General features: G+C 57.5%; 22 protein-coding genes. 15 read left to right on the forward strand and 7 right to left on the reverse strand.

Features of this window, described 5'->3' with window-relative positions; translation table 11 throughout:
* Window positions 1–93 precede the first annotated feature (93 nt).
* Window positions 94–978 carry a UTP--glucose-1-phosphate uridylyltransferase GalU gene (gene galU, locus HMPREF2796_RS01545; RefSeq protein WP_070630408.1) on the forward strand — a complete coding sequence of 295 codons (885 nt, stop codon included), beginning with the start codon at window positions 94–96 and terminating at the stop codon, window positions 976–978.
* A 164-nt stretch (window positions 979–1,142) separates the two neighbouring features.
* On the forward strand, window positions 1,143–2,723 hold the full coding sequence (locus HMPREF2796_RS01550; protein ID WP_070630410.1) for an inorganic phosphate transporter: 1,581 nt from the start codon (window positions 1,143–1,145) through the stop codon (window positions 2,721–2,723).
* A 320-nt stretch (window positions 2,724–3,043) separates the two neighbouring features.
* Here HMPREF2796_RS01550 and pdxH read toward each other — a convergent pair whose 3' ends face one another.
* A complete protein-coding gene (gene pdxH, locus HMPREF2796_RS01555) occupies window positions 3,044–3,676 on the reverse strand; it encodes a pyridoxamine 5'-phosphate oxidase (protein WP_049259363.1) in 633 nt (210 codons plus the stop codon).
* Window positions 3,677–3,802: 126 nt separating this feature from the next.
* Here pdxH and hemA point away from each other — a divergent pair, with 126 nt between their 5' ends.
* The 13 genes from hemA to HMPREF2796_RS01620 all read left to right on the forward strand — a co-directional run bounded on the left by hemA (window position 3,803) and on the right by HMPREF2796_RS01620 (window position 17,009).
* Window positions 3,803–5,059: a glutamyl-tRNA reductase gene (gene hemA, locus HMPREF2796_RS01560; protein WP_070630412.1), complete on the forward strand. Its 1,257-nt coding sequence runs from the start codon at window positions 3,803–3,805 to the stop codon at window positions 5,057–5,059.
* A 157-nt stretch (window positions 5,060–5,216) separates the two neighbouring features.
* On the forward strand, window positions 5,217–5,813 hold the full coding sequence (locus HMPREF2796_RS01565; RefSeq protein ID WP_070630414.1) for a LolA family protein: 597 nt from the start codon (window positions 5,217–5,219) through the stop codon (window positions 5,811–5,813).
* 92 nt (window positions 5,814–5,905) lie between these two features.
* Window positions 5,906–7,561, forward strand: coding sequence for an ApeI family dehydratase (locus HMPREF2796_RS01570; protein ID WP_070630416.1), 1,656 nt, complete (start codon window positions 5,906–5,908; stop codon window positions 7,559–7,561).
* Window positions 7,554–9,866 (forward strand): MMPL family transporter, encoded by a 2,313-nt coding sequence (locus HMPREF2796_RS01575; protein WP_070630418.1) that lies wholly within the window; start codon window positions 7,554–7,556, stop codon window positions 9,864–9,866. Before HMPREF2796_RS01570 ends, HMPREF2796_RS01575 begins: the two co-directional genes overlap by 8 nt.
* Before the next feature lie 161 nt (window positions 9,867–10,027).
* Window positions 10,028–10,525: an SH3 domain-containing protein gene (locus HMPREF2796_RS01580; protein WP_070630420.1), complete on the forward strand. Its 498-nt coding sequence runs from the start codon at window positions 10,028–10,030 to the stop codon at window positions 10,523–10,525.
* Between the two features lie 223 nt (window positions 10,526–10,748).
* On the forward strand, window positions 10,749–11,993 hold the full coding sequence (locus HMPREF2796_RS01585) for an NAD(P)/FAD-dependent oxidoreductase (protein WP_070630422.1): 1,245 nt from the start codon (window positions 10,749–10,751) through the stop codon (window positions 11,991–11,993).
* 84 nt (window positions 11,994–12,077) lie between these two features.
* Window positions 12,078–12,989, forward strand: coding sequence for a tRNA glutamyl-Q(34) synthetase GluQRS (gluQRS, locus tag HMPREF2796_RS01590; RefSeq protein ID WP_070630424.1), 912 nt, complete (start codon window positions 12,078–12,080; stop codon window positions 12,987–12,989).
* 56 nt (window positions 12,990–13,045) lie between these two features.
* Window positions 13,046–13,471: a PACE efflux transporter gene (locus HMPREF2796_RS01595; protein WP_070630427.1), complete on the forward strand. Its 426-nt coding sequence runs from the start codon at window positions 13,046–13,048 to the stop codon at window positions 13,469–13,471.
* A gap of 123 nt (window positions 13,472–13,594) precedes the next feature.
* On the forward strand, window positions 13,595–14,224 hold the full coding sequence (gene rsmG, locus HMPREF2796_RS01600; RefSeq protein WP_003824470.1) for a 16S rRNA (guanine(527)-N(7))-methyltransferase RsmG: 630 nt from the start codon (window positions 13,595–13,597) through the stop codon (window positions 14,222–14,224).
* 60 nt (window positions 14,225–14,284) lie between these two features.
* Window positions 14,285–15,058 (forward strand): ParA family protein, encoded by a 774-nt coding sequence (locus HMPREF2796_RS01605; RefSeq protein WP_023887486.1) that lies wholly within the window; start codon window positions 14,285–14,287, stop codon window positions 15,056–15,058.
* A 50-nt stretch (window positions 15,059–15,108) separates the two neighbouring features.
* Window positions 15,109–15,792 (forward strand): hypothetical protein, encoded by a 684-nt coding sequence (locus HMPREF2796_RS01610; protein WP_070630429.1) that lies wholly within the window; start codon window positions 15,109–15,111, stop codon window positions 15,790–15,792.
* 144 nt (window positions 15,793–15,936) lie between these two features.
* Window positions 15,937–16,341: a DUF4878 domain-containing protein gene (locus HMPREF2796_RS01615; protein ID WP_070630430.1), complete on the forward strand. Its 405-nt coding sequence runs from the start codon at window positions 15,937–15,939 to the stop codon at window positions 16,339–16,341.
* A 2-nt stretch (window positions 16,342–16,343) separates the two neighbouring features.
* A complete protein-coding gene (locus tag HMPREF2796_RS01620) occupies window positions 16,344–17,009 on the forward strand; it encodes a YiiX/YebB-like N1pC/P60 family cysteine hydrolase (RefSeq protein WP_070630432.1) in 666 nt (221 codons plus the stop codon).
* A gap of 268 nt (window positions 17,010–17,277) precedes the next feature.
* Here the strand turns inward: HMPREF2796_RS01620 and lpdA are convergent, their stop codons facing one another.
* The 6 genes from lpdA to HMPREF2796_RS11005 form a co-directional block, all read right to left on the reverse strand.
* On the reverse strand, window positions 17,278–18,708 hold the full coding sequence (gene lpdA, locus HMPREF2796_RS01625) for a dihydrolipoyl dehydrogenase (RefSeq protein ID WP_070630434.1): 1,431 nt from the start codon (window positions 18,706–18,708) through the stop codon (window positions 17,278–17,280).
* Window positions 18,709–18,812: 104 nt separating this feature from the next.
* Entirely contained in the window at window positions 18,813–19,700 is an 888-nt protein-coding gene (locus HMPREF2796_RS01630; RefSeq protein WP_070630436.1) for a toxin-antitoxin system YwqK family antitoxin, read from the reverse strand.
* A gap of 160 nt (window positions 19,701–19,860) precedes the next feature.
* Window positions 19,861–20,622 carry a toxin-antitoxin system YwqK family antitoxin gene (locus HMPREF2796_RS01635; RefSeq protein ID WP_070630437.1) on the reverse strand — a complete coding sequence of 254 codons (762 nt, stop codon included), beginning with the start codon at window positions 20,620–20,622 and terminating at the stop codon, window positions 19,861–19,863.
* A gap of 169 nt (window positions 20,623–20,791) precedes the next feature.
* Entirely contained in the window at window positions 20,792–21,115 is a 324-nt protein-coding gene (locus tag HMPREF2796_RS11805) for an SWIM zinc finger family protein (protein ID WP_371327457.1), read from the reverse strand.
* Window positions 21,116–21,411: 296 nt separating this feature from the next.
* Entirely contained in the window at window positions 21,412–21,915 is a 504-nt protein-coding gene (locus HMPREF2796_RS01645; RefSeq protein WP_070630439.1) for a hypothetical protein, read from the reverse strand.
* Window positions 21,912–22,901 carry a hypothetical protein gene (locus HMPREF2796_RS11005; RefSeq protein ID WP_141749128.1) on the reverse strand — a complete coding sequence of 330 codons (990 nt, stop codon included), beginning with the start codon at window positions 22,899–22,901 and terminating at the stop codon, window positions 21,912–21,914. Before HMPREF2796_RS11005 ends, HMPREF2796_RS01645 begins: the two co-directional genes overlap by 4 nt.
* Window positions 22,902–22,980: the final 79 nt, after the last annotated feature.

Here is a 22,980-nt window from a genome sequence, read left to right on the forward strand (position 1 = left end):
TTGAATCTTACGCTTTCAGGTAGCCTTTAAAACATCCTATGTCCAGCCGCTGCTATAATGCGGCATCTTTCCAACCTATATCGAAGCAAAACCATGGAAAATCCCGTTCCAATTAAAAAAGCCGTCTTCCCAGTGGCCGGGATGGGCACGCGCTTTCTGCCAGCCACCAAGGCCAGCCCCAAAGAAATGCTGCCGATTGTGGATAAGCCGCTGATTCAATACGCAGTGGAAGAGGCCGTAGCCGCCGGCTGCACCGAATTGGTGTTTGTTACCGGCCGCAACAAACGCAGCATCGAAGACCATTTCGACAAGGCCTACGAGCTGGAAACCGAACTGGAACAGCGCCACAAAACTTCGCTGCTCTCGCATGTGCGCGATATTTTGCCGCCCGATGTTACCTGCCTGTATATCCGCCAGGCCGAGGCCTTGGGCTTGGGGCATGCCGTGCTGTGTGCCCGCGCGGCAGTAGGCAACGAGCCCTTTGCCGTGATTCTGGCCGACGACCTAATCGATGCGCCGCAGGGTGCGATTGCGCAGATGGCCGAGGTGTACCGCCAAACCGGCAACAGCGTGCTGGGCGTGGAAACTGTAGCGCCTTCGCAAACCGGCTCCTACGGCATCGTGGAAGTGTCGCCGTGGCAGCAATATCAGCGCATTCAAAGCATTGTGGAAAAACCGAAGCCGGAAGAAGCGCCGTCCAACCTGGCCGTGGTGGGACGCTACATCCTCACGCCGCGCATTTTCTCCCTGCTGCAAACCGTAGGGCGCGGCGCGGGCGGCGAAATCCAGCTCACCGACGGCATCGCCAAGCTGTTGGAACACGAACCGGTGCTGGCACACGCCTTTGCGGGCAAACGCTACGACTGCGGCAGCAAACTGGGCTACCTGGAAGCCACGCTGGCCTACGGGCTGAAACACCCGGAAACGGCGGAAGCGTTCCGCACGTTATTGCAGGAATACAGTCAGGCAAAAATGTAGCAATCCGCCCATTCTGCATCTCAGGCTACCTGAAGCGCTGCTTTCAAGTAGCCTGTTTTTGCATGCAGCACAAATTGGTTTGGTATAATTGCGCCGTTTGTTCGGCTGCAGCATGAATTGCTGCGGCTGCCGTATTCAACATTTTGTTTGTAAAGACTTTCATCATGGCCGGTTCTTCTGCCTCGCTGCGTTTGAAAAGCGTCAACTTCCTCGGTATGGCCTTGTTGTTCGGCGTGTCCTGCTATTTCATCTATTGGGGGCTGGGCTATATACAACACCACCATTCCGCGCTGTTTATTCTTGCGGCGCTGTTCGGCATCTTTATGGCATTCAACATCGGCGGCAACGATGTGGCCAACTCTTTCGGCACTTCGGTGGGCGCCGGTACGCTGAGCATCCCGCAGGCGCTGGCCGTGGCGGCGGTGTTTGAAGTGAGCGGCGCGATGCTGGCCGGCGGCGGCGTAACCGACACCATCCGCAACGGCATTGTGGATTTGGGCAGTATGTCGCTGGAGCCGGTGCAATTTGTCTACATCATGATGGCCGCGCTAGCTGCCGCCTCGCTGTGGCTGCTATTTGCCTCGCAAAAAGGCTTGCCGGTGTCCACCACGCATTCCATCATTGGCGGCATTGTGGGCGCAGCAATGGTTTTAGGCTTTTACAACAGCGGCTTGGCTGGCTTGAACATGGTTCGCTGGGAAAAAATCGGCGAAATTGCCATTTCCTGGGTGCTCTCGCCGCTCTTGGGTGGGGTAACTTCCTATTTGGTGTTTAAAAACATCAAAACCTATATCCTGGGCTACAACGTGGCCTCCAGCCGCCATGTGCAACGCCTGCGCAAGCAGAAATTGGACTACAAAAAAGAACACAAAACTCGCTTCGAGCAGATGAGCGAATTGCAGCAGATGGCCTACACCGCCACCATCGTGCGCGATGCCCAACTTTATAACGAAGGCAACTACCAGCCTGAAGAGCTGGTGTCCGACTACTATCGCGGCCTGCACGAAATCGACTGCCGCAAAGACGAAATCAATGCCTTCCGCGCCCTGCGCCTGTGGGTGCCGCTGGCGGGCGCAGTGGGCGGCATGATGATGGCCGCGATGCTGCTGTTTAAAGGCCTAAAACACCTCAACTTAGGCCTGGATACGCTGGATAATCTGTTAATCGTCGGCATGGTGGGCGCAGTATTGTGGATGGGTACATTTGCCTACGCCCGCACCCTGAAAACCGGTACCAACCTCGACCGCGCCACCTTCATCATGTTCAGCTGGCTGCAAGTATTCACCGCCTGCTGTTTCGCCTTCAGCCACGGCTCAAACGACATCGCCAACGCCATCGGCCCGTTTGCCGCCATCATGGACGTGCTGCGCAGCGGCACCATCGGCAGCAGCGGCGACATTCCGCCGATTACCATGCTCACCTTCGGTGTGTCGCTGGTGGTGGGGCTGTGGTTTATCGGGCGGGAAGTGATCGCCACCGTGGGTGAAAACCTGGCCAAAATGCACCCCTCTTCCGGCTTCGTGGCCGAGCTATCCGCCGCCACCGTCGTGATGCTGGCCTCCGCGCTGGGGCTGCCCGTATCCAGCACCCACATCCTCGTGGGCGCCGTGCTTGGCATCGGGCTGGTCAACCGCAATGCCAACTGGCGGCTGATGAAACCAATCGCCTTAGCTTGGGTAATTACCGTACCAGCCGCCGGCCTGCTGGCGTCGATTTGCTTTATTGTGCTGAACGCAGTGTTTTAAGTGTTTTCGTAAAAGAGGCTACCTGAAAATATAGTAGGACATTTTCAGGTAGCCTCTTTTAATTTCGGCCAAGAATGTATTCCATCAGAATTGACTAATCATTTTATCGATATGCTCTCCATGCAGTTGGAGGGTGCGGTTTTTCTCATCCATCGGTTGTCATACCAAGCATTGTCTATGCCCAAACAGCCATAGAGCAAAACAACCGAGCGATGCCGTCTGCAACCAACCCAATAAAGACTACCTGAAAACAGCGAACCCACTTTCAGGTAGCCTTTATCTCATATCGCAAAAATTGATTAATCCGCCATACAACCAAACTATGGCGCAAGTCGCTCTTTAATCCACTTATCGCCCTCCAGGCGGTATTGGATACGGTCGTGCAGGCGGCTGGGGCGGCCTTGCCAGAATTCCACCCGGTCGGGAATCAGCAGATAACCGCCCCAGTGTGGCGGACGCGGTACGTGCAGGGGGTGTTTCACCGCTTCGGCCGCTGCGCGTGCCACGATGATGCTTTTGCCGGCAATCACGCTGCTCTGCTCGCTAGCCCACGCGCCTAAGCGGCTGGTGTAGGGGCGGCTGGCGAAGTATTCGTCTGAAGATTTGGCATCCAGTTTTTCCACCCGCCCTTCGGCGCGCACCTGCCGTTCCAGCTCCGGCCAGAAAAAGGTGAGCGCGGCAAACGGATGTGCCGCCAGCGCGCGGCCTTTGCGGCTTTGATAGTTGGAGAAAAACACAAAGCCCCGGTCGTTTACCTCTTTCAACAACAGGATACGGCTGTTGGGCCGGCCGGCCTCATCCACCGTGGCCACGCTCATGGCGGTGGGCTCTTTGGCGGCGGAATGAATAGCTTCGTTCAGCCACTTTTCAAACTGCGGCAGCGGCGTATTGGCGCAATCGGCCTTAGAAAGCTCCTGTTTGCTGTAGTCTTCGCGGATATTGTGCAAATCCATCGGTTTCTCCTTTCTCAAATTGCTAACTGATAAATACTATCATCTTGAAGTTATTAAAAGATTTTATTCACCATCCGGTGCGGTTTGGCTATAATAGCGCAGTTTCGGTTTTTGGGATAATCCGCCATGCAGCTTACCGCCATCGGCTTGAACCACCAAACCGCTCCGTTAAGCATACGCGAGCGGTTGGCTTTTGCTGCCGCCACGCTGCCTGAAGCATTGCGTGAGCTGGTGGGCAGCCGCACGGCTGAAGAAGCCGTGATTTTGTCCACCTGCAACCGCACCGAACTCTATTGCGTGGGCGAGCCGGACGATATTGTGCGCTGGCTGGCCGACTACCGCAAGATTCCCAACAGCACGCTGGAACCCTACCTCTACCGCTACCAAACCGAAGCGGCCGTGCGCCACGCCTTCCGCGTATCTTGCGGACTCGACAGCATGGTGCTGGGCGAGCCGCAGATTCTCGGTCAAATCAAAAATGCCGTGCGCGTGGCGCAGGAACAGCAAACTTTAGCTTCCAATCTGCATGCCCTGTTTCAAAAAACCTTCGCCATTGCCAAAGAAGTGCGCACCAGCACAGCAGTGGGCGAAAATTCGGTGAGCATGGCTGCTGCCGCCGTGAAAATGGCCGCCCGCATTTTTCCCGATATCGGTGAATTGAATATTTTATTCGTGGGCGCGGGCGAGATGATTGAGCTGGTGGCCACCCATTTCGCTGCCAAATCGCCACGCGGCATCACCGTGGCTAACCGCACTGCCGAGCGTGCTCAAGAATTGTGCAACAAGCTGGCCTCGCCTGCCTCCGCCTGCCCTTTGAGCGAACTGCCGCAGCGGTTGCATCAATACGACGTGATTGTGTCTTCCACCGCCAGCCAGCTGCCGATTATCGGCAAAGGCATGGTGGAACGCGCCCTGCGCGAACGCCGCCACCGCCCCGTTTTCCTGCTCGATTTGGCCGTGCCGCGCGATATCGAAGCCGAAGTGGCCGATTTGGGCGATGCCTATCTTTATACTGTAGACGACATGATGCAGGTGGTGAGCAGCGGTCAGGCCGCCCGGCAGCGCGCCGCCGCCGAAGCCGAGCAGATGGTGGATAGCAAAGTGGCCGAATTCATGAGCTGGCAGCGCCGCCGCCAAAGCGTGCCGCTGATCCGCTCCCTACGCGATGAAGGCGAACGCGCCCGCCAACAAGTGCTCGACAACGCCACCCGTCTGCTGGCCAAAGGCGTGCCTACCGAAGAAGTGCTCGAGCGGCTTTCGGTACAGCTCACCAACAAACTCCTGCACGCTCCCACCAGCGCGCTTTCCAAAGTAGACAATCAAACCGCCCACCTCACCGAGGCCCTAGTGCAAGTGTATGGCTTGGATAAGCCGCGTTCTTAAAGGCTTGGTTGCCGGTCAGAAGAGGCTACCTGAAAAATTTCAGGTAGCCTCTTTACATATGCAAAACCATTGCATTTTCAGGCAAGCTCCCACACGCATTGCCCGCAAATCCACTATACTACGACTCTCTTCCCACTCCACGCATAACCCCGGAACCATGAAAAAATTCCTCCTCAGCCTCCTCATCTCCCTTGCCGCCCTCCCTGCGCTCGCCTTCAGCACTGCCGAGCTCACCACTCAGCTGCAAGCCCCGCAGAGCGTGCAGGGCGGGTTTACCCAGCAGCGTTTTTTACGCTCGATGGACAAACCCGTGCAAACCAGCGGCCGTTTTGCCCTGCGCCCCGGCCGCGGCTTGTTTTGGCACCTGCAAAAACCGTTTGACATGAAACTGCGCGTCCGCCGCGACGGCATCAGCCGCCAAGACGCGCAAGGGCAGTGGCGCGCCAACGGCAGCCAAACCGCGCAAGCGGCACAAGTGAAACTCTTCATGGCCGTGCTCGGCGGCGACACCGCCGAATTGCAGCGCCACTTCAACCTCGCCCTTTCCGGCAACGCCCAACAATGGCAGCTCACCCTCACCCCAAAAACCACCGTGATGCGGCAGGTGTTCAACAAAATCGTTATCAACGGCGGCCAGCTGGTGCAGAAAGTGGAGCTGGACGAAAAACAGGGCGACCGCACGGTGATGCAGTTTAACCAGCTGCAAACCAACCAGCCGCTCAGCCCCGCCGCCCAGCAGGCCTTGGGCGAATAAACCAACCTGCAATTGCCGAGTTTATATTTTCGGGTAGCCTTTAAGGCTACCTGAAAGGCCACTTCTCCTTATCCAACATCCAATCCGAAACCATGCCCATACTCCCGCTTTTAAACCGCTCCCCCGATTCCCTGTTGGCCGAAGGCTGGACAGCCTCGCAGTTTTCCGCCGCTACGCTCTCGCTGGCCGCGCGTTTGCGTGCACACAATGTGCGGGCTGCCGCGCTGTGGTTTGACGATGCGGCGCGGTTTGCTTCCGCGCTGCTGGCCGCGTGGCTGGCGGGGGCGGAGGTGTATCTGCCGCCGAATCTGGCGGAGGAAAACCGCCGTTGGGCGGAAGCCGGCGGGGCGGTGTGGCTGAGCGACGTGCCGGAAGTTTCAGACGGCCTCTGGCTGTACGACGGGGCGGCGGAGCAGGCGGCCGCGCCGGCGGAAGCATTGGAATGGCCGTCTGAAAACGTGCTGTATCTGAAAACTTCCGGCTCTTCGGGCGAGGCGAAGGTGGAAACCAAAACGCGCGCGCAGATGCTGGCCGAAGCGGCGGCGGTGGCCGAAAAGCTGCCTGAAAGCTGGCACGGCTTGGCTGCCGTGGGCAGCGTGAGCCCGCAGCATTTATACGGGCTGACTTTCCGCGTGTTCGTGTCGCTGGCGACGGGCTGGGCAATCGGGCGGCGGCAGTGCGTGTATCCCGAATTGCTGCTGGCCGATTCGTGCCGCGAATGCGTGTGGATTGCCAGCCCCGCGCTGTTGAACCGCTTGGGCGAAGGGCGCGATTGGGCGCGGCTGCGGCAGAATGTGCGCGGCATCATCAGCGCGGGCGGGATGCTGCCGGAGGCCACCGCCGCGCTGCTGCAAGAGAAGCTGGGCTTTGCGCCGCACGATGTGTACGGTAGCACGGAAACCGGCGTGATCGCGCTGCGGCAGGGCGGCGATTGGGAGCTGCTGCCCGCAGTGGAGGCTTCGGTGAACGCAGAAAACATTTTTCAGGTAGCCTCGCCGTGGAGCGGCGGGGTGCGGCAAACCGCCGATGCGGTGCGGCTGGACGGCCGACGGCTGGAGCTGCTCGGCCGCCAAGACCGCATCATCAAGCTGGAAGACAAGCGCGTGTCGCTGGCGCAGCTGGAGCACGATTTGCTCGCCCATGCCTGGGTGGCCGACGCGCATTGCGCCCGCCATCCGCAGCACGGCCGGATTGCCGCCTGGGCGGCACTTTCCGCCGAGGGCATTGCCGCGCTGCGCGAGCAGGGGCGCGCCGCCGTGGTGCAAACCCTGAAACAGCATCTGGCCAAAACGCAAGACACCGCCGCGCAGCCGCGCTATTGGCGTTTCGCCGCCGCGCTGCCGCGCAACCCGCAGGCAAAAATCCGCGAACAGGATTTTCAGACGGCCTTTACCGTGCCGCAAACCGCGCCGCAATGGGCTGTGCTGCACGCAAACGCAGAAACGCGCGAATATGCGTTTGAAGGCACGGTGCCGCTGGATTTGGCTTATTTCGGCGGCCATTTCGCCGATTTCCCGCTGGTGCCCGGCGTGATTGAAGTGCAGTGGGCGATGGATTTGGCGGCACGCTTCGACTGGGGCAGAAAGGCGGTGCAACACATCGAAAACCTGAAATACCAGCACTTTGTGCGCCCGCACGACACCGTGCAGCTCACGCTGCGGCACGACGCGGCGAAAAACAAAATCCATTTCGCCATCAGGCAGGGCGACACGCCTTGCGCTTCGGGCAGGGTGGCGCTGCATGACTAGGCTCGCGTGGCTGTATGCCCTGCTGCTGGCCTTCGCCGCCGCGTGGCTGGGCTGGGGGATAGCGCAGGGAGGCCGTCTGCAAACCGACCTCACCGCGCTTCTGCCCGCCGACGCGCAGATGGACGCGGTGTGGCGCGCGGCAGACGAAGCGGGCGAAAAACAGCTCAACGGCCAAATCCTGCTCTTGGTGGGCAGCGAAGATGCCGACCGCGCCTTCGCGGCCGCCGAACAGGTGGCCGACCGCTGGCGGAACAGCGGCCTGTTTGCCGCGGTGGACAGCCGCTTAAACCCCGATTTGGCACAACTGCGGCAGGAAATCCGCCGCCTCGGCGTGAACGCCCTGCCGCGCGAACAGCAGCAGCTGCTCTTGCACGACCCCGCCGCCTATTTCCAACAACGTGCCGAAGACGCGGCCAACCCGTTTGCCGCGCAAATCGTGCCGCTGGAAGACGACTGGCTCGGCTTCGCCCGCTTCGTGCAGCAAAAACAGCCTTCCAGCCGCCTGCAATGGCACAGCGGCAACGGCATGATGTATAGCGAACAAGACGGCATCACTTGGGTGTGGCTGCGCGCCAGGCTACCTGAAAAAGCCGCCGCCGATCAGGCCGAACGCCTGCTGCCGCTCTTGGCCGATTCCCGCGCCCAAGCCGAACGCGGCGGCTACCGCCTGCTGGCTGCCGGCGGCGCATTGTTTGCCGCCGAGGCCAAAACCCAATCCGAACGCGAAAGCGGCCTGATGTCCGCCATCGGCCTGTCGCTCACCTTCGCCCTGCTGCTTGCCGTGTTCCGCAGCCCGCGCGTGTTTGCGCTGGTGCTGCCGCTGGGTGCGGGCATGCTGCTCGGCGCGGCGGCGGTGGTGGGCGCGTTCGGGCAGATTCACATCCTCACCGTCGTGATCGGCACCAGCCTGGTGGGGATGCTGGTGGACTTCCCGCTGCACTGGCTCACGCCCTCGGTGTTCTCTCCCGACTGGGCGGCCAAAGAAGCCATGCGCCGCGTCCTGCCCGCCTTCCTCGCCGGACTAGGCATCACCGCCACCGGCTACCTGCTGCTCGCCTTCACCCCGCTGCCCGTGCTGCGCCAAACCGCCGTGTTTTCCGTGGCCGCGCTCGGCGGCGCGTTTGCCGCCACCGTGCTCCTGCTGCCGCCGCTGTTCCACGGCTACCGCCCCCGCGCCGCCCGGTTTGCCGCCGCCATGCACAAACTCGCCGCCGCCCGCCTGCACTGGCTGCTCCTGCCCGTCCTGCCGCTGGCCGCCGCAGGCTACCTGAAAACCGATTGGCGCGACGACATCCGCGACTGGGCGGCCCTGTCGCCCCGGCTCATCGCCGAAATGCGCCAAGTGGCCGACATCAGCGGCAACGACACCGGCGGCCGCAACATCCTCGTGCAGGCCGACAACGCAGACGAACTCTTGCGCCGCAGCGCGCAAGTGGAAGCCGCCCTGCAACCCTTGGCAAGCAAAGGCAAAATTGGCGGTGTGCAGTCGCTCAACCAATGGCTGCTGCCCGCCGAAGAGCAGCAAGCTCTGCTCGCCCAACTGCGCCGCCTGGCCGAACAGCCCGCCCCGTCGGCCGAGCCCATGCTCCAGCTCGGCCTGAAGCCCGACACCATCCAAACCGCCCTGCAACAGGCCGCCGCCCAGCCCGTCGTCCCGCTTGATCAAGCCTTAAGCGGGCAAACCGCCGAAGCCTGGCGCAGCCTCTATCTGGGCAACATCCAAGACCAAGAAGCCGCCCTCGTGCGCGTGCAAGGCCTGAACGATGCCGCCGCCGTGCAAACCGCACTCTCCGCGCTGCCCTGTAACCAAGCCGGCACCTGCGCCCGGCTGGTGGACAAACGCGCCCGGCTGAACGAACTCTTCCGCCACACCCGCAACCACGCCGCCTGGCTCAAACTCGCCTCCTTCGCCCTGGCCTGGCTCGTGCTGTGGCGCATCTTCGGCGCACGGCGCGGCAGCCTCATCCTCGCCGTGCCGCTGATTTCCGCCGCCGCCACCGTCGGCCTGCTCGGCTGGCTCGGCCTGCCCGTCAGCCTGTTCGCCATGTTCGGCCTGCTCTTGGTGGCCGCCGTGGGCGCGGACTACGCCGTCTACGCCCTCACCGCCCGCGAAACCCCCGCCGCCAAACTCGGCGGCATCCTCCTCGCCGCCCTCACCACCGCCATCTCCTTCCTGCTGCTCGCCATCAGCACCACCCCCGCCGTCGCCGCCTTCGGCATCACCGTATCGCTCGGCGTGGGACTGAACGTGTTACTCTCGGCCTGGCTGCTGAAGAAGGAAGGCGCGGGGCGGGAGGCCGTCTGAAAGCGTGGCAGAACATGGGAATCCACGCCTAACGGGCGAGAAGGCTTCGGCACGCTATTTCTTCGGCGCGGTTTTGCCACCTCTCTTTCAGACCAACACTGCCTTTCGGCCATTTAGCCGCAAAAAGCAGCCTGTACCCCAACTTCAAAGGAAAGCCCACCATGAAAAAACTTCTCTTCCCCCTCCTGTTCGCCGCCGCCATGCTGCCCGCCCAAGCCGCCGACTACTTCCTGCCTTACACCGAAGCCGACGGCAGCGCCAACGTCCGCGCCGCACCCGACACGCACAGCAAAATCCTCACCGTGCTGGATTACCGTAGCCCGCAACGCGAAATCCTCGGTAGGCAGGGCGGCTGGTTTCATATCCGGCTGAACAACGGCCGCACGGGCTACGTCCACCAAAGCCAGGGCTATATCGTGCAGAACTATATTGTCGCCAGCCCCGACGGCGCGGCCAACGTCCGCAGCATCGATCCTGGCTACCCCGTCGGCCGCGCCCCTGTCATCAAAACGCTGCCCAACGGCATGCGCGTGCAGATTGTGCCGGGTTCGAGCAAAGGCAGCTGGCTGCTCTACGACAATCAGGGCGCATACACCGAAAACGTTGATGCCGCATTTCAAGGCTATATCCACAAAAGCCAGCTGCGCCGCGCCGATTAGGCAGCCTGCACCCCAATCCAACCTCAAAGGAAACCCCGCCGTGACAGAACTTCTCTTTCCTCTTCTGCTGCCCGCCTAATATAAAAAGGCCGTCTGAAACTTAAACCCATACGGTTTTATACATTGATGCCGCGCAAACCTTATCCCACGATTTTCAGGTAGCCTTCCAGGCCGTCTGAAAGGCTACCTGAAACCCACACCCCCATCCTTAAGGAGACCAAACATGTCCCAATCCTACGATATCGCCATCATCGGCGCCGGCCCCTCCGGCGCAGTCGCCGCCGCCCTACTGCTCAAACACGGCTTTTCCGTGTGCGTGCTCGAAAAGCAGCATTTCCCCCGCTTCGTAATCGGCGAAAGCCTGTTGCCGCACTGCATGGAATTCATCGAAGAAGCCGGCTTCCTGCCCGCCGTAGAGGCCGAGCCCAGCTTCCAATTTAAAAACGGCGCCGCCTTCACCTGGGGCAGCCGCTACACCTATTTCGACTTCACCGACAAATTCACCCCCGGCCCCGGCACCACCTACCAAGTGCGCCGCGAAATCTTCGATAAAATCCTGATCGACGAAGCCGCCAAACAAGGCGCGGACGTGCGCTTCGGCCACGCCGTTACCGCCTTCGATAACAGCGGCGACACCGCCCGCCTCAGCGTGAAAACCGACAATGGCGAAGCCTACGAGCTCACCGCCCGCTTCGTGCTCGACGCCAGCGGCTACGGACGCGTCCTCCCCCGCCTGCTCAGCCTCGACACCCCGTCCGACCTGCCCATGCGCGAAGCCCACTTCACCCACATCGACGACAACATCGCCGACCCCGATTTCGACCGCAGCAAAATCCTTATCTCCACCCACCCGGTGCACCGCGACGTATGGCTCTGGCTCATCCCCTTCGGCGACAACCGCTGCTCCATCGGCGTGGTCGGCCTGCCCGAACGCTTCGCCGGCCTGAGCGATTCCGAAGCCATCCTGCGCCGCTATGCCGCCGAAATCCCCATGCTCGCGCGCATTTTGGGCAACGCCCAATGGGAAAACGACTTCCCCTTCCGCCACATCAAAGGCTATTCCGCCAACGTCAAAACCCTGCACGGCCGCCACTTCGCCCTCTTGGGCAACGCCGCCGAATTCCTCGACCCCGTCTTCTCCTCCGGCGTCACCATCGCCATGCACTCGGCCAAACTCGCCGCCGACCTGCTCGCCCGCCAACTCAAAGGCCAAGAAGCCGATTGGCAGCGCGAATTCGCCGAACCCCTGATGACGGGCGTCAACGCCTTCCGTACCTATGTGAACGGCTGGTATGACGGCAGCTTCCAAGACGCCATCTACGCCCCCAACCGCAACCCCGAAATCAGCCGCATGATCAGCTCCATCCTCGCCGGCTACGCCTGGGACAGCAACAACCCCTACGTGGAAAAATCCGAACGCCGCCTCAAAGCCCTGGCCGAAACCGTGGGCGTGCAGCAGTGCGAATAAGCGGATGAACTTTCAGGTAGCCTGCATCCCACACAGAGGCTACCTGAAAATCCAGTTTTAACGCTATTAAACCAAGCCCTCCCCATGTATATCGGACGCTTCGCCCCCAGCCCCACCGGCCTCTTGCACATCGGCTCGCTGCTCACCGCCTTGGCTTCTTACGCCGATGCCCGGGCGGCGGGCGGGCGCTGGCTGGTGCGCATGGAAGACCTCGATCCGCCGCGCGAAATGCCCGGCGCCGCCGCCCATATCCTGCGCACCCTCGAAGCATTCGGCTTTGAATGGGACGGCGAAGTGGCCTACCAAAGCCGCCGCCACCCTCTCTACCGCGCTGCCCTGCACAGCCTGCAGCAAAGCGGCCTCGCCTACCCCTGCTATTGCAGCCGCAAACAATGGCATGCCCAAGCGCGGCAGGGCGCAGACGGCTTCGTTTACAACGGCGCCTGTGCACGGCTGGCCGCCCCGCCGCCCGAAGCCGCCGGCAGAGTGCCCGCCTGGCGGCTGCGCGTGCCCGATGAAACCATCGCCTTCACCGACGGCATCGTTGGCCATTATGCGCAAAACCTCGCCCGCGACATCGGCGATTTCGTCCTCCTGCGCGCCGACGGCCTGTGGGCCTACCAGCTCGCCGTGGTGGCCGACGACGCCGAACAGGGCATCACCCACATCGTGCGCGGGCAGGATTTGCTCGTCTCCACCCCGCGCCAAATCTGGCTACAACGCTGCCTCGGCCTCCCCACCCCGCACTACGCCCACCTGCCCCTGCTCACCAATGCCGAAGGGCAGAAATGGTCGAAACAAACCCTCGCCCCCGCGCTGGATTTGCAACACAAAGAAGCCCTGCTGCGGCAAGTAATGGGCTACCTGAAACTGCCGCCCGCGCCTGCAGTGGATAAACCGCAAGAGCTGCTGGATTGGGCCGTGCAACACTGGCAGCTGCAAGCCGTGCCCACCCGGCCGATAGTGGCTGAGTCAGCAACAGATAAGGCCACCTGAAACTTTCAGGTAGCCTCTGCGTTATAATATTTCCTCTCCCCCACGCGAGCCGAATCGTGAGCTTTTTCGAGCGTTTTATCCATGCCTTGCTGTTTGAAACCGGCGCGGTGCTGATTTCTGCCGTGGCCGTGCTGCTGTTTGGGCTTTCCCATGCCGGCACGGCGTTTGGCATGAGCGTGGCGGTGTCGGTAACGGCGATGGTGTGGAATTTCCTGTTCAACTGGGGGTTCGACAAAATCTTCACCGGCCGGCGCGAGCGGCGCGGTTGGGGCGTGAGGATGTTGCAAACCGGCGCGTTTGAAGGCGGGCTGCTGTTTTTCACCACGCCGCTGATTGCCTGGTTCCTGCAAATTACGCTGTGGCAGGCACTGCTCACCGACATCAGCCTCACCCTCTTGATTGTGCTCTACTCCCTGGTCTACAACTGGGCGTTCGACCACATCCATGCCTATTGGCTGGCCAGTCGGCACAAGGTTTCCTAGCCGCCAGATTTTATTCTTTGTATAGATGGAGTAAAATCCGCCCAACATTCCAACAGGCTACCTGAAACAGCCAAACCCTTTTCAGGTAGCCCTAATCTTTATCCAAAATTCAAACACACAATTATGGACAACAAACAACAACTGCAAGAAGGCCTTGCCGCCCTCGGCCTCAACCTTTCCACCGCCCAGCAGCTTTTGCTGCTCGAACACGCTTCGTTGCTGCAAAAGTGGAACCGCACTTACAACCTCACCGCCCTGCGCCGAAACGACCAAATCATCAGCCGCCACATTCTCGACAGCCTCACCCTGCTGCCCTATGTGAAAGAGGCAAAAACCCTGATGGACGTAGGCTCCGGCGGCGGCATGCCCGGCATTCCCACCGCCATCTGCCGACCCGACCTGCAAATCACCCTGCTCGATGCCAACACCAAAAAAACCGCATTCCTGCAGCAAACCGTGATCGAGCTGGGCTTGAGCAACGTTACCGTAGCCGCCGGCCGTGTGGAAACCATCTACGATAAAAAAGTAGACGTGGTCACCAGCCGCGCCTTTGCCGAGCTGGCCGATTTTGCCGCGCTCACCAAACACCTGCTCAATGAAAACGGCTATTGGGCCGCCATGAAAGGCGTGTATCCCTACGAAGAAATCGAGCAGTTGCCCGCGAATATCGAAGTGGTCTCTGCCGATAAGCTCGACGTGCCCATGCTGGAGGCCGAGCGGCATATGGTGATCATGCGCCCCAAGCGTGCATGAAATCGCACTTAGCCTGAATTTTCAGTTTCCCCCAACCCCTTCCCATAGAAAGGCCAGATGATGAGCGCTACCGTTATCGCCATAGCCAACCAAAAAGGCGGCGTGGGCAAAACCACCACCGCCGTCAATCTGGCCGCTTCCCTAGCCGAACGCAAACAGCGCGTGCTGGTGGTTGATCTTGACCCGCAGGGCAACGCCACCACCGGCAGCGGCATCGACAAAAGCAGCCTGCGCAGCGGCACTTATCAAGTGCTGCTCGAGCAGGCCGCAGCCGCCGATTCCCGCCTCAAAAGCCCGCACGGCCGCTACCACATCCTTGGCGCCAACCGCTCCCTGGCCGGCGCCGAAGTGGAGCTGATTCAGGAAATTGCCCGCGAGATGCGCCTCAAAACCGCCATCAAACCGCTTTTGCCCGAATACGACTACATCCTCATCGACTGCCCGCCCACCCTCACCCTGCTTACCCTCAACGGCTTGGTGGCCGCCGACCGCCTCATCGTGCCCATGGTGTGCGAATATTATGCCCTCGAAGGCATTTCCGACCTCATCGCCACCGTGCGCAAAATCCGCAAAGCCATCAATCCCAAGCTCGACATCCTCGGCATCGTGCGCACCATGTACAACCCGCAAAGCCGCCTGTCGCTGGAAGTGGGCGAGCAGCTGGAAAAACACTTCTCCCGCCTCGTGTTCAACACCATCATCCCGCGCAACGTGCGCCTGGCCGAAGCCCCCAGCCACGGCATGCCCGCCCTGGCCTACGACCCAAAAGCCAAAGGCAGCATCGCCTATCTGGAACTGGCCGACGAAGTCATCGCCCGCTGCAAAGCGGCTTAAGCCAACAGCGCAGGCTACCTGAAACCTGCCCTCTCAATATCGCGTGATCCATGTACTTCGCAAATACTTGGCACAAATTTAACTTCGTGATCACCCCACAAGAGTTTGAGGCCATATTCGGCCGGGATGATTATGAGTTTGTCATCCACAACACCCGCGTGGGCATCGATTACACCCACACCGAAAAGCAGGAAATCTTCGCTGCCTATCGCTTGTATTTCGAGAAAATACTGCTCAATGCAGCAGAATATGACCATAAAACGCTGAATGCCATCGTAGACACAATGCGGCAGGGGATGATCGACCAAACCAGTAAGCTGGCTTTCTCGGAAGTGGTGCTCGGCGGCAAGGTATCGAAAGAATACAAACTCGTGCGGAGCAAAGAGCCCTTTATGGAGCTCGATCCCTTCTATCTGCTCTATCAGCAAGGCAAGCAGCAACTCTCCACCGCCTACTTCGAAAGCCAAAATGCTTTCGGCCTACAACTGAGCTACCCCAAAACCATCAGCCTGACCGATAAAAACGACAATCTGCGTGGCAACTATTCCACCGATGCCTACCCGATGTGTGCCATCTTCCAAGACATCGTTAAAAACATCAAGAAAACCAGCCATAAAGCCAAACTGATGAAGGGCGAACTGCTCCTTAAACCGAATTTTTGGATTTCCGACCAAGCCAAAGTGCAGGTGGGAAAGCATTATTTTTTCCAGCAACACCAGATGGTTTTTCTTTAGCGGCAGCCATACCCCTTTACAACCCCATGGCTACAACACTTTCAGGTAGCCTCGTAAACATAACAGGCTACCTGAAACCCCGTTTGACAAGCCTCACCCCACTTTGTAAAGTCCCATTTTCCCACCACCATCACGGAGATGCCCATGCGCACCCTGTTTAAAGCCCTTGCCGCCTTCGCCCTTACCCTGTTTATTGCCGCCTGTTCCGGCGGCGGCACGCCCGAAAAAAACGCCGAACAATTTATCCGCAACGCCTACAACGGCAACGGCGACGCCGTGGTGGCCATGCTCTATATCCCCGCCGATGCCAAACCCGGCGAAAAAGAAATGGTGGAAGGCAAAATGCGCTCCTCGGCCGCCGAAGTGAAAGCCAAAGCCGAAACACGCGGCGGCGTGAAAAACATCACCGCCGAACCCGCCGAAATCGACCAGCAAGACCCAAACCGCGCCCGCGTGAAGCTCACCATCGAATTCGGCAACGGCGAATCCACCACCGACCGTGTAAGGCTAATTAAAATAGACGGCAACTGGAAAGTACAAGTCTTCTAACCATGCGCCGCCGCCTCATCCCGATTGCCACCTGCCTGCTGATTGCAGCGTGTGCGGCAATCTTTTTTGCCGGCCGCCCGGCCTTTTCAGGTAGCCCCAGCGCCGATACGCCGCTGCCTGCCCGCACCGCCATCCTGCCCCCGAACGGCCTCCTGCAGGAAGGCGACTGGGTATTCCGCCACGGCACCGCCACCGACAGCCGCCTCATCCGCGAGCTCAGCCGCAGCCGCTTTTCCCACATCGGCATCGTAGTGCAAACCCGGCCCGAAGTATGGATTGCCCACGCCACCACTGACGACGATCCCGCCCGTCCCAACCAAGTCCTGCTCACCCCGCTGGCCGAATTCGCCGCGCCCCGCCTCTCCCGGCAAACCGCCTATGCCCGCCCCCGCTTCCTCAGCCCCGAACAACGCCGCGCCAGCGCCCTCCATGCCGCCGCCCAGGCCGGTCGCCCCTTCCGCCTCACCGCCCGCGCCGAACAGCCCTACTACTGCACCATCCTCCTGCTCGATGCCGTACGCACCCAAGAGCCAGTCTTCAATCCGCCTTGGCAACATATCGACCTGGCCGTATTTCGCGGCGAATACCTCTTCCCCGAAGCCTTCGCCCAAAGCGACATCGAATGGCTCGCCGTCATCCCCGCCCAAGCCGCTGCCGATGCCCGCTAAAGCCGCAAACCTGCCTGCCACATGTTTTCAGGTAGCCTCATCCCGCTTTGAGGCTACCTGAAAAAATCAACCAATCAGTCTTGCTGCACCCACGCAGCATAAGGATTACGCCCAATCCATCACAATACACTTTCTCACCCTCCCAATCTACTTAATAACGCACAGGCATACAAAAGGCTACCTGAAATCTGCAAACCATTTCAGGTAGCCTTCATCACACTCTGCCTGCCCTGCGCGCAATTTCACCCAAGGCAGGCAGGCGGCGGGATTAGCCGTGCAGGGCGCGTTTGTCGGCGGCCAGGGCGGCTTCGTGCACCACTTCCGACAGGGTCGGGTGGGCGTGGACGATGCGGGCGATGTCTTCGCTACTGGCGCAGAATTCCATGCCCACCACGCCTTCGCTAATCAGCTCGCTCACCATCGGGCCGATCATGTGCACGCCCAAGATGCGGTCGGTTTTGGCATCGGCCAACACTTTAACCGTACCTTTGGCTTTGCCCAAGCCCATGGCGCGGCCGTTGGCGGCAAAGCCGGACGTGCCTTTTTTGTAGTCCACGCCTTCGGCTTTGAGCTGCTCTTCGGTTTTGCCCACCCAAGCGATTTCGGGGTCGGTGTAGATGACCCACGGGATGGTGTTGAAATCGAGGTGCGGTTTCTGGCCGGCAATGCGTTCGGCCACGGCCACGCCTTCGTCGCTGGCTTTGTGTGCCAGCATCGGGCCACGCACCACGTCGCCGATAGCCCATACGTTAGGCAGGTTGGTGCGGCATTCGCCGTCTACCACGATGAAGCCGCGCTCGTCTTTTTGCAGGCCGACCGCTTCGGCATTCAGGCCGTGGGTGTTGGGCACGCGGCCGATGGCCACAATGAGCTTATCGAACTCGGCAGTTTGCGCTTCACCTTTGGCATTGTTGTATTCCACCACCACTTTGCTGCCGCTGGTGATTTTGTTCAGTTTCACGCCCAGCTGGATGTTCAAGCCTTGCTCGCGGGTGAAGTATTTGAACGCTTCTTTGGCAATCTGCTGGTCGGCGGCGCCAAGGAACACGGGGGAGGCTTCCAAAATGGTGACTTCCGCACCCACGCGTTTCCACACCGAGCCCATTTCCAAACCGATGACACCGGCGCCGATAACGCCGAGCTTGGCCGGCACTTGGGTCAGATTCAACGCGCCTTCGTTATCCAGCACGTTCACGTTGTCGATGTCCACCAGGGGCAGCGCGCGCGGGGTGGAGCCGGTGGCCACGATGATGTGCTTGCCTTCAACCGTGGTTTTTTCGCCTTTGTTATCCACTTCCAGCTGCCAGAAATCGCCGTTTTTGCCCACGAAAGAGGCCGTGCCGAACAGGCTAGTTACTTTGTTTTTCTGAAATAGGAATTTAATCCCGCCGGTGAGCTTGGTAACGATGCCGTCTTTGCGCTCGATCATCTTGGCGGCGTCAAACTGCACATTACCCACGGTGATGCCGTGTTCGGCAAAGTCGTGCTGGGCAGCATGGAAATGCTCGGATGATTGCAACAGGGCTTTGGAAGGAATGCAGCCCACATTCAGGCAGGTGCCGCCCAAAGCGGGGGCATCACCGGCCTTGTTCACGCCGGCATCGATACAGGCGGTTTTAAAACCCAGCTGTGCGGCGCGGATGGCGGCAACATAACCGCCGGGGCCGGCGCCGATTACCACTACGTCGAATTGAGACATTTGAAGCTCCTTTATGTGTGAAAAGCGGGGGTGGAGAAAGAATCAGCCGCCTAGCATGGGAAAGTGTTGGTATTACTCTGCGTTAAGCGGCTGTAAAGTCAAGATTATTTAGGTGCGGAAGCGGATTGCCCACTGTTGTCCTTAAAGGATTCATTCTGGTTTGCGTATTCCTGCAGCTCGGTCATGGCAGCCTGCACAGCTTCCAAATCCGCCCGAACGGCAGGCAGTTCGGTAGGTTTGCCTTGTTTATCCCATGCAGACATCACGGGATCTCCTTCACCATTCGCATTATGGATGGCACTGAATAGGATTCTGCCGCTGCCCGGGTAGTAGGTGCTGAGGATAACGTGCTGTTTGTCGGCAGCAGGGCGCACCCACATCATCGGTTTGCCGTCGTTATAGAAAAACACCACTTCGCCTTCTAAATCAGACTCGCTGTCACGGCCTTGGATAACCAAGCGGCCGTTGCGATACACCCCCAGCCAGCCGTCCAGTTTGCCTTGGGTAAATTTACCGGCGGAAGATATGGTGCCGTCTTCCTCTTTCCACACCACCAGGCTATCGTTCACATCGGTGGAGAAATTTTTCGGATCGCCATCTTTAGAGAGAATGGCGGGCAGAATCTGCGGTTTGCCGCTGTCTTGGTAGAAGTCCTGCACCACTAGGCGACTATCGGGCATGGTACCCAACACTTCGCGGTAATAGCCGCCGGGGCTGGGTTTATCGGTGGGTTGGGAGTCTTTGTCAAAATAAACCACCTGCTTCTCAGCTGCCGGCTGATAGCCTTCCACGGCTTTGGCGGCAGCGGCTTCAAGCTCTGTTGCATCAGCAGGCAGAGCCATAGCAGGCGCCTGTTGGCCTTCGGCTTGGCCGGCAGCGGAGTTGGAAGCAGCCGGCGGCGCAGATGCTGCATTGTTTTGGCTGTTGTTTTGATTGGGATTGCAGGCGGCCAGCAATAGGGCCGCAGCCACAGTGGCGAAGAGTTTGTTCATAGAGTTCCCCATTGGAATTGGTGAGTATCCGCGCGATTGGCAGATTGATGCAATTCTATAGCCAAACACATTATTTTTCCATACGGGATGCTGCCCGCAGCACCATAGCAAAAGGCTACCTGAAAACCTTCAGGTAGCCTTTAGATGGATTACACCGGCCTTAGCGCAGGTGTTTGCTCATCAGATAATTCACGCGTTGGAGGCCTTCACGCAGCTGGGTTTGCACCTCCTCTGCCGTGGCGCTGCTGCCGTCTTCCTTCCAGAATTCGGTTTTCACTGCATCCTCTTTGCCCACGCTCTGCATCAGCTTATTGCCGTTGGCGTAGTAGTAGGTGCGCACCAAGCCGTTTTCAGTGTGGTTGTCGATTAGCTCAAACATCGGTTTGCCGTTTTCGTAGAAACCTCTCATTTCAAAGGGCATGTCTTTCACATCCGGCTCGCCCGCAATGCTCAGCACCAGCTGGCCGTTTTCGGCATACATGCCGGCACGTTGCGATTTGCCGTCATGAATTTCGGCAAAATTAGTGAGGCGGCCTTCGGGGGTGTACCACACCACCAAGCCTTCAATCACGTCGGAACTGAAGTTTTTCAACTCGCTGTCTTTGCCGATGATAACGGGGTTAATCTGCTTGGTGCGGCTGTCTTGGTAGAAATCCTGCACCACGGCGCGGCCTTCAGCGGTGCGGCCGAGCAGCACGCGGTAGTAGCCGCCTTTCATCGGACGGTCGGCAGCATCGCCGTCGGCATCGTAGTAGGCAATAATATTTTCTTGCGCTTCGCGCTGGCGAACGGCGGCAGCGGCCTGCTCGGTGCGGGCGGAAAGCTGGTCGGCACGGGCGGGGAAGGCATTGTCGCTGCCGGTAGCGGCGCAGGCGCCAAGCAAGGCAGAGAATACAGCGGCGGTAAGAATATTTTTCAGCATAATGGGTTTGCTCCTAAATAAAAACGCTGGGTGGCGCGCAGTCTACACCAAAAGGCGGGCGGCGTGTCTACGCGGGAATATTGCAGCTTGTTTTGTATCAATATTTTTAGCCAATCAAGATTGGGTTTGTTGGGATTTCGATTTTCAGGTAGCCTTTCTTCGTTTGAGGCTACCTGAAAGATATTGAGCCTATTGCGAATCTATGTCTCGGGCACATTATCCTAGCACCCTGAGTTTGAGCGCGCACCGCGTACCACAACGCCACCATATGCTTGCACGCCCCGCCATAAGGACAATCGCAGCCCCCGTCCTTAATGTACAAATCACTATCCAGCTTCAGCCATACCGAATAGTTTTCCGAACCGCACACCTCCGCCCGATAACGCCCGGCGGAAGTTTTTTGGACATCGCGAACCTTGCCCTGCTGAAAATACAGCAGACCGCGTTCGATGATGTGGGGCGGAAATAGGCGGGGTAGGTAGATACCGGACATGGTTTGCTTCCAAGAATTTGTTGAAACATGGGAAGTTTACTGGTTCGGGCGACGTTTGGGGAGATGGAGGCGGGAAGATTTGCTTTGCAAAGTGGCCAAAGGTCGTCTGAAAAAGGGTTTCAGACGACCTTTGGGGTGGGTGGAAAGGGGAGTAGTTTAGAAAAACCGCGTGTGTGCGTGGAGGCTTTGATGCGGGCTACACTTGCTACACACGGATTCCAAGTTTTGCGTGATTTGTAGGTGGGGTGTGTATCGAAAAGCACGTACGTGGTTAGATGCAGGTAGGCTATAGCTTACTAATGCTTTTCCCTATTCATTTCAGATTGTGGAGCTTTCTTTTTCATAAGTTTATCTAGTTTTTCCTTCCTATTTTTCATTAGCTTACTTGGTAAAAATGCAGAATATATAAAAGCTCCTGCTGCTATACATAAATATAAAAACTCAAAAAACTTGATTAAAGTTCCATTCGCATATTCTTTGTTGTTCTTAAGTAAAACAACGAGGAATACAAAAACTAATACACATAAATATACATAAAATAAGAAAGAATGTTTGGTATATCGCTGCTCCTGTAAATTCTCTTGCAATTTCAACTGCCGCCAATTTGCATCTTCATCAAATTTCATGTCTGTAAACAACGTCATAATTGCTATCAGAAAACCTGATAAAATTGAAAATACATTTATAATTAAATCAATAGCTTTTTCATTTTCATGAACAAATGGTTGCCCCACATAAGCCAGAAATGCAGATAAAATAGAAATTAAGATAAATCGTATAAGTGGGGCTTTATTCTTCATAGCTCAATTAATCTTGAATTTAATAACTCATTAAAATACTTTCGTATTTCATCAAATACTTCATTTTGTCCAAGCGCATTAGTTTGTTCAAATTTCTTAACTGTAATTCTCTTGAATAGCTTAACATCATTTGGACTAATTTTCTCACCACGTTGAGTTTCAATAAAAAATCCATCATTCATTTCTTCCGCAACTGCTTCAGCCTGTTCTCGCATGAAATCCTGTGCTTGCTGGATGGCTCTAGTATTTCCTTCTAGGTTTAATGCCAAGCAAACATGGATATCTTCAGCAGCATTTATCTCCTCTTGCGTTGATTCTGCTTCAGACAGTTTTCTAAATAAGTTACCAATACCTTTAAATGCATCTGCTAAAAGGCTTGTTTTTGTTGAGACTAAATTAGCTACAGATAATTGATAGGCAGACGCATTTAAATGTAATTTTTTAGCACCATGTTCCCTAATTAACTGTAACTTATCAAAGTTAGCAACAGGTTTGAATGAGCAATCTATTTTTGATAGTTTTCCCTGTGAGTTATTGGCAGTTTGATTATTCAACTGGTTTAAATAAAAGCAAATATTATCATAACGAATTATGCCATTACCTACAAAAAGAACATGGTGTTTATTGATATAAAGATAGGCTTCTTTTTGGACAAATGATTGTCCATTAGGTGGTGGAGAGCTTCCCCCTGCATCATTTTCACTAGGTGCATTATTGTTCATAGTTCGCATATGTTCATTTTCTACACTTTGAACAATATAAAGGGCAATACCTTGTTTAAATTCTGGTTGAGTTTGTGTACTCTCGCGTAAAACAAATTCTAAATTGCGATATTGAATTCGAGAAATCATGCCATACTGTGTGATTCCTGTATGATTTGCAGATGGCAATACAGGCAATAATCTACGTAAGGCAGTCTCCAAATCAAAAAGCTCATCGTCTTGTTTCGCTCGCAAATAGTGAATATTTTTATGAGTTTTCTTCATAATATTTTCCATTATAGATTGTTTAGTAGGTGATAATTGTAGCAAATTTATAAACAAAAAACAGATAAGACAATATCAG

This window comes from Eikenella sp. HMSC071B05 (assembly GCF_001811325.1).
Classification (GTDB): Bacteria; Pseudomonadota; Gammaproteobacteria; order Burkholderiales; family Neisseriaceae; genus Eikenella; species Eikenella corrodens.

What these genes read in the sequence shown, in the direction of transcription:
- galU (WP_070630408.1), top strand. Translation starts at nt 94, where the DNA reads ATGGAAAATCCCGTTCCAATTAAAAAAGCCGTCTTCCCAGTGGCCGGG.
- HMPREF2796_RS01550 (WP_070630410.1), top strand. Translation starts at nt 1,143, where the DNA reads ATGGCCGGTTCTTCTGCCTCGCTGCGTTTGAAAAGCGTCAACTTCCTC.
- pdxH (WP_049259363.1), bottom strand. Translation starts at nt 3,676, where the DNA reads ATGGATTTGCACAATATCCGCGAAGACTACAGCAAACAGGAGCTTTCT.
- hemA (WP_070630412.1), top strand. Translation starts at nt 3,803, where the DNA reads ATGCAGCTTACCGCCATCGGCTTGAACCACCAAACCGCTCCGTTAAGC.
- HMPREF2796_RS01565 (WP_070630414.1), top strand. Translation starts at nt 5,217, where the DNA reads ATGAAAAAATTCCTCCTCAGCCTCCTCATCTCCCTTGCCGCCCTCCCT.
- HMPREF2796_RS01570 (WP_070630416.1), top strand. Translation starts at nt 5,906, where the DNA reads ATGCCCATACTCCCGCTTTTAAACCGCTCCCCCGATTCCCTGTTGGCC.
- HMPREF2796_RS01575 (WP_070630418.1), top strand. Translation starts at nt 7,554, where the DNA reads ATGACTAGGCTCGCGTGGCTGTATGCCCTGCTGCTGGCCTTCGCCGCC.
- HMPREF2796_RS01580 (WP_070630420.1), top strand. Translation starts at nt 10,028, where the DNA reads ATGAAAAAACTTCTCTTCCCCCTCCTGTTCGCCGCCGCCATGCTGCCC.
- HMPREF2796_RS01585 (WP_070630422.1), top strand. Translation starts at nt 10,749, where the DNA reads ATGTCCCAATCCTACGATATCGCCATCATCGGCGCCGGCCCCTCCGGC.
- gluQRS (WP_070630424.1), top strand. Translation starts at nt 12,078, where the DNA reads ATGTATATCGGACGCTTCGCCCCCAGCCCCACCGGCCTCTTGCACATC.
- rsmG (WP_003824470.1), top strand. Translation starts at nt 13,595, where the DNA reads ATGGACAACAAACAACAACTGCAAGAAGGCCTTGCCGCCCTCGGCCTC.
- HMPREF2796_RS01605 (WP_023887486.1), top strand. Translation starts at nt 14,285, where the DNA reads ATGAGCGCTACCGTTATCGCCATAGCCAACCAAAAAGGCGGCGTGGGC.
- HMPREF2796_RS01610 (WP_070630429.1), top strand. Translation starts at nt 15,109, where the DNA reads ATGTACTTCGCAAATACTTGGCACAAATTTAACTTCGTGATCACCCCA.
- HMPREF2796_RS01615 (WP_070630430.1), top strand. Translation starts at nt 15,937, where the DNA reads ATGCGCACCCTGTTTAAAGCCCTTGCCGCCTTCGCCCTTACCCTGTTT.
- HMPREF2796_RS01620 (WP_070630432.1), top strand. Translation starts at nt 16,344, where the DNA reads ATGCGCCGCCGCCTCATCCCGATTGCCACCTGCCTGCTGATTGCAGCG.
- lpdA (WP_070630434.1), bottom strand. Translation starts at nt 18,708, where the DNA reads ATGTCTCAATTCGACGTAGTGGTAATCGGCGCCGGCCCCGGCGGTTAT.
- HMPREF2796_RS01630 (WP_070630436.1), bottom strand. Translation starts at nt 19,700, where the DNA reads ATGAACAAACTCTTCGCCACTGTGGCTGCGGCCCTATTGCTGGCCGCC.
- HMPREF2796_RS01635 (WP_070630437.1), bottom strand. Translation starts at nt 20,622, where the DNA reads ATGCTGAAAAATATTCTTACCGCCGCTGTATTCTCTGCCTTGCTTGGC.
- HMPREF2796_RS11805 (WP_371327457.1), bottom strand. Translation starts at nt 21,115, where the DNA reads ATGTCCGGTATCTACCTACCCCGCCTATTTCCGCCCCACATCATCGAA.
- HMPREF2796_RS01645 (WP_070630439.1), bottom strand. Translation starts at nt 21,915, where the DNA reads ATGAAGAATAAAGCCCCACTTATACGATTTATCTTAATTTCTATTTTA.
- HMPREF2796_RS11005 (WP_141749128.1), bottom strand. Translation starts at nt 22,901, where the DNA reads ATGAAGAAAACTCATAAAAATATTCACTATTTGCGAGCGAAACAAGAC.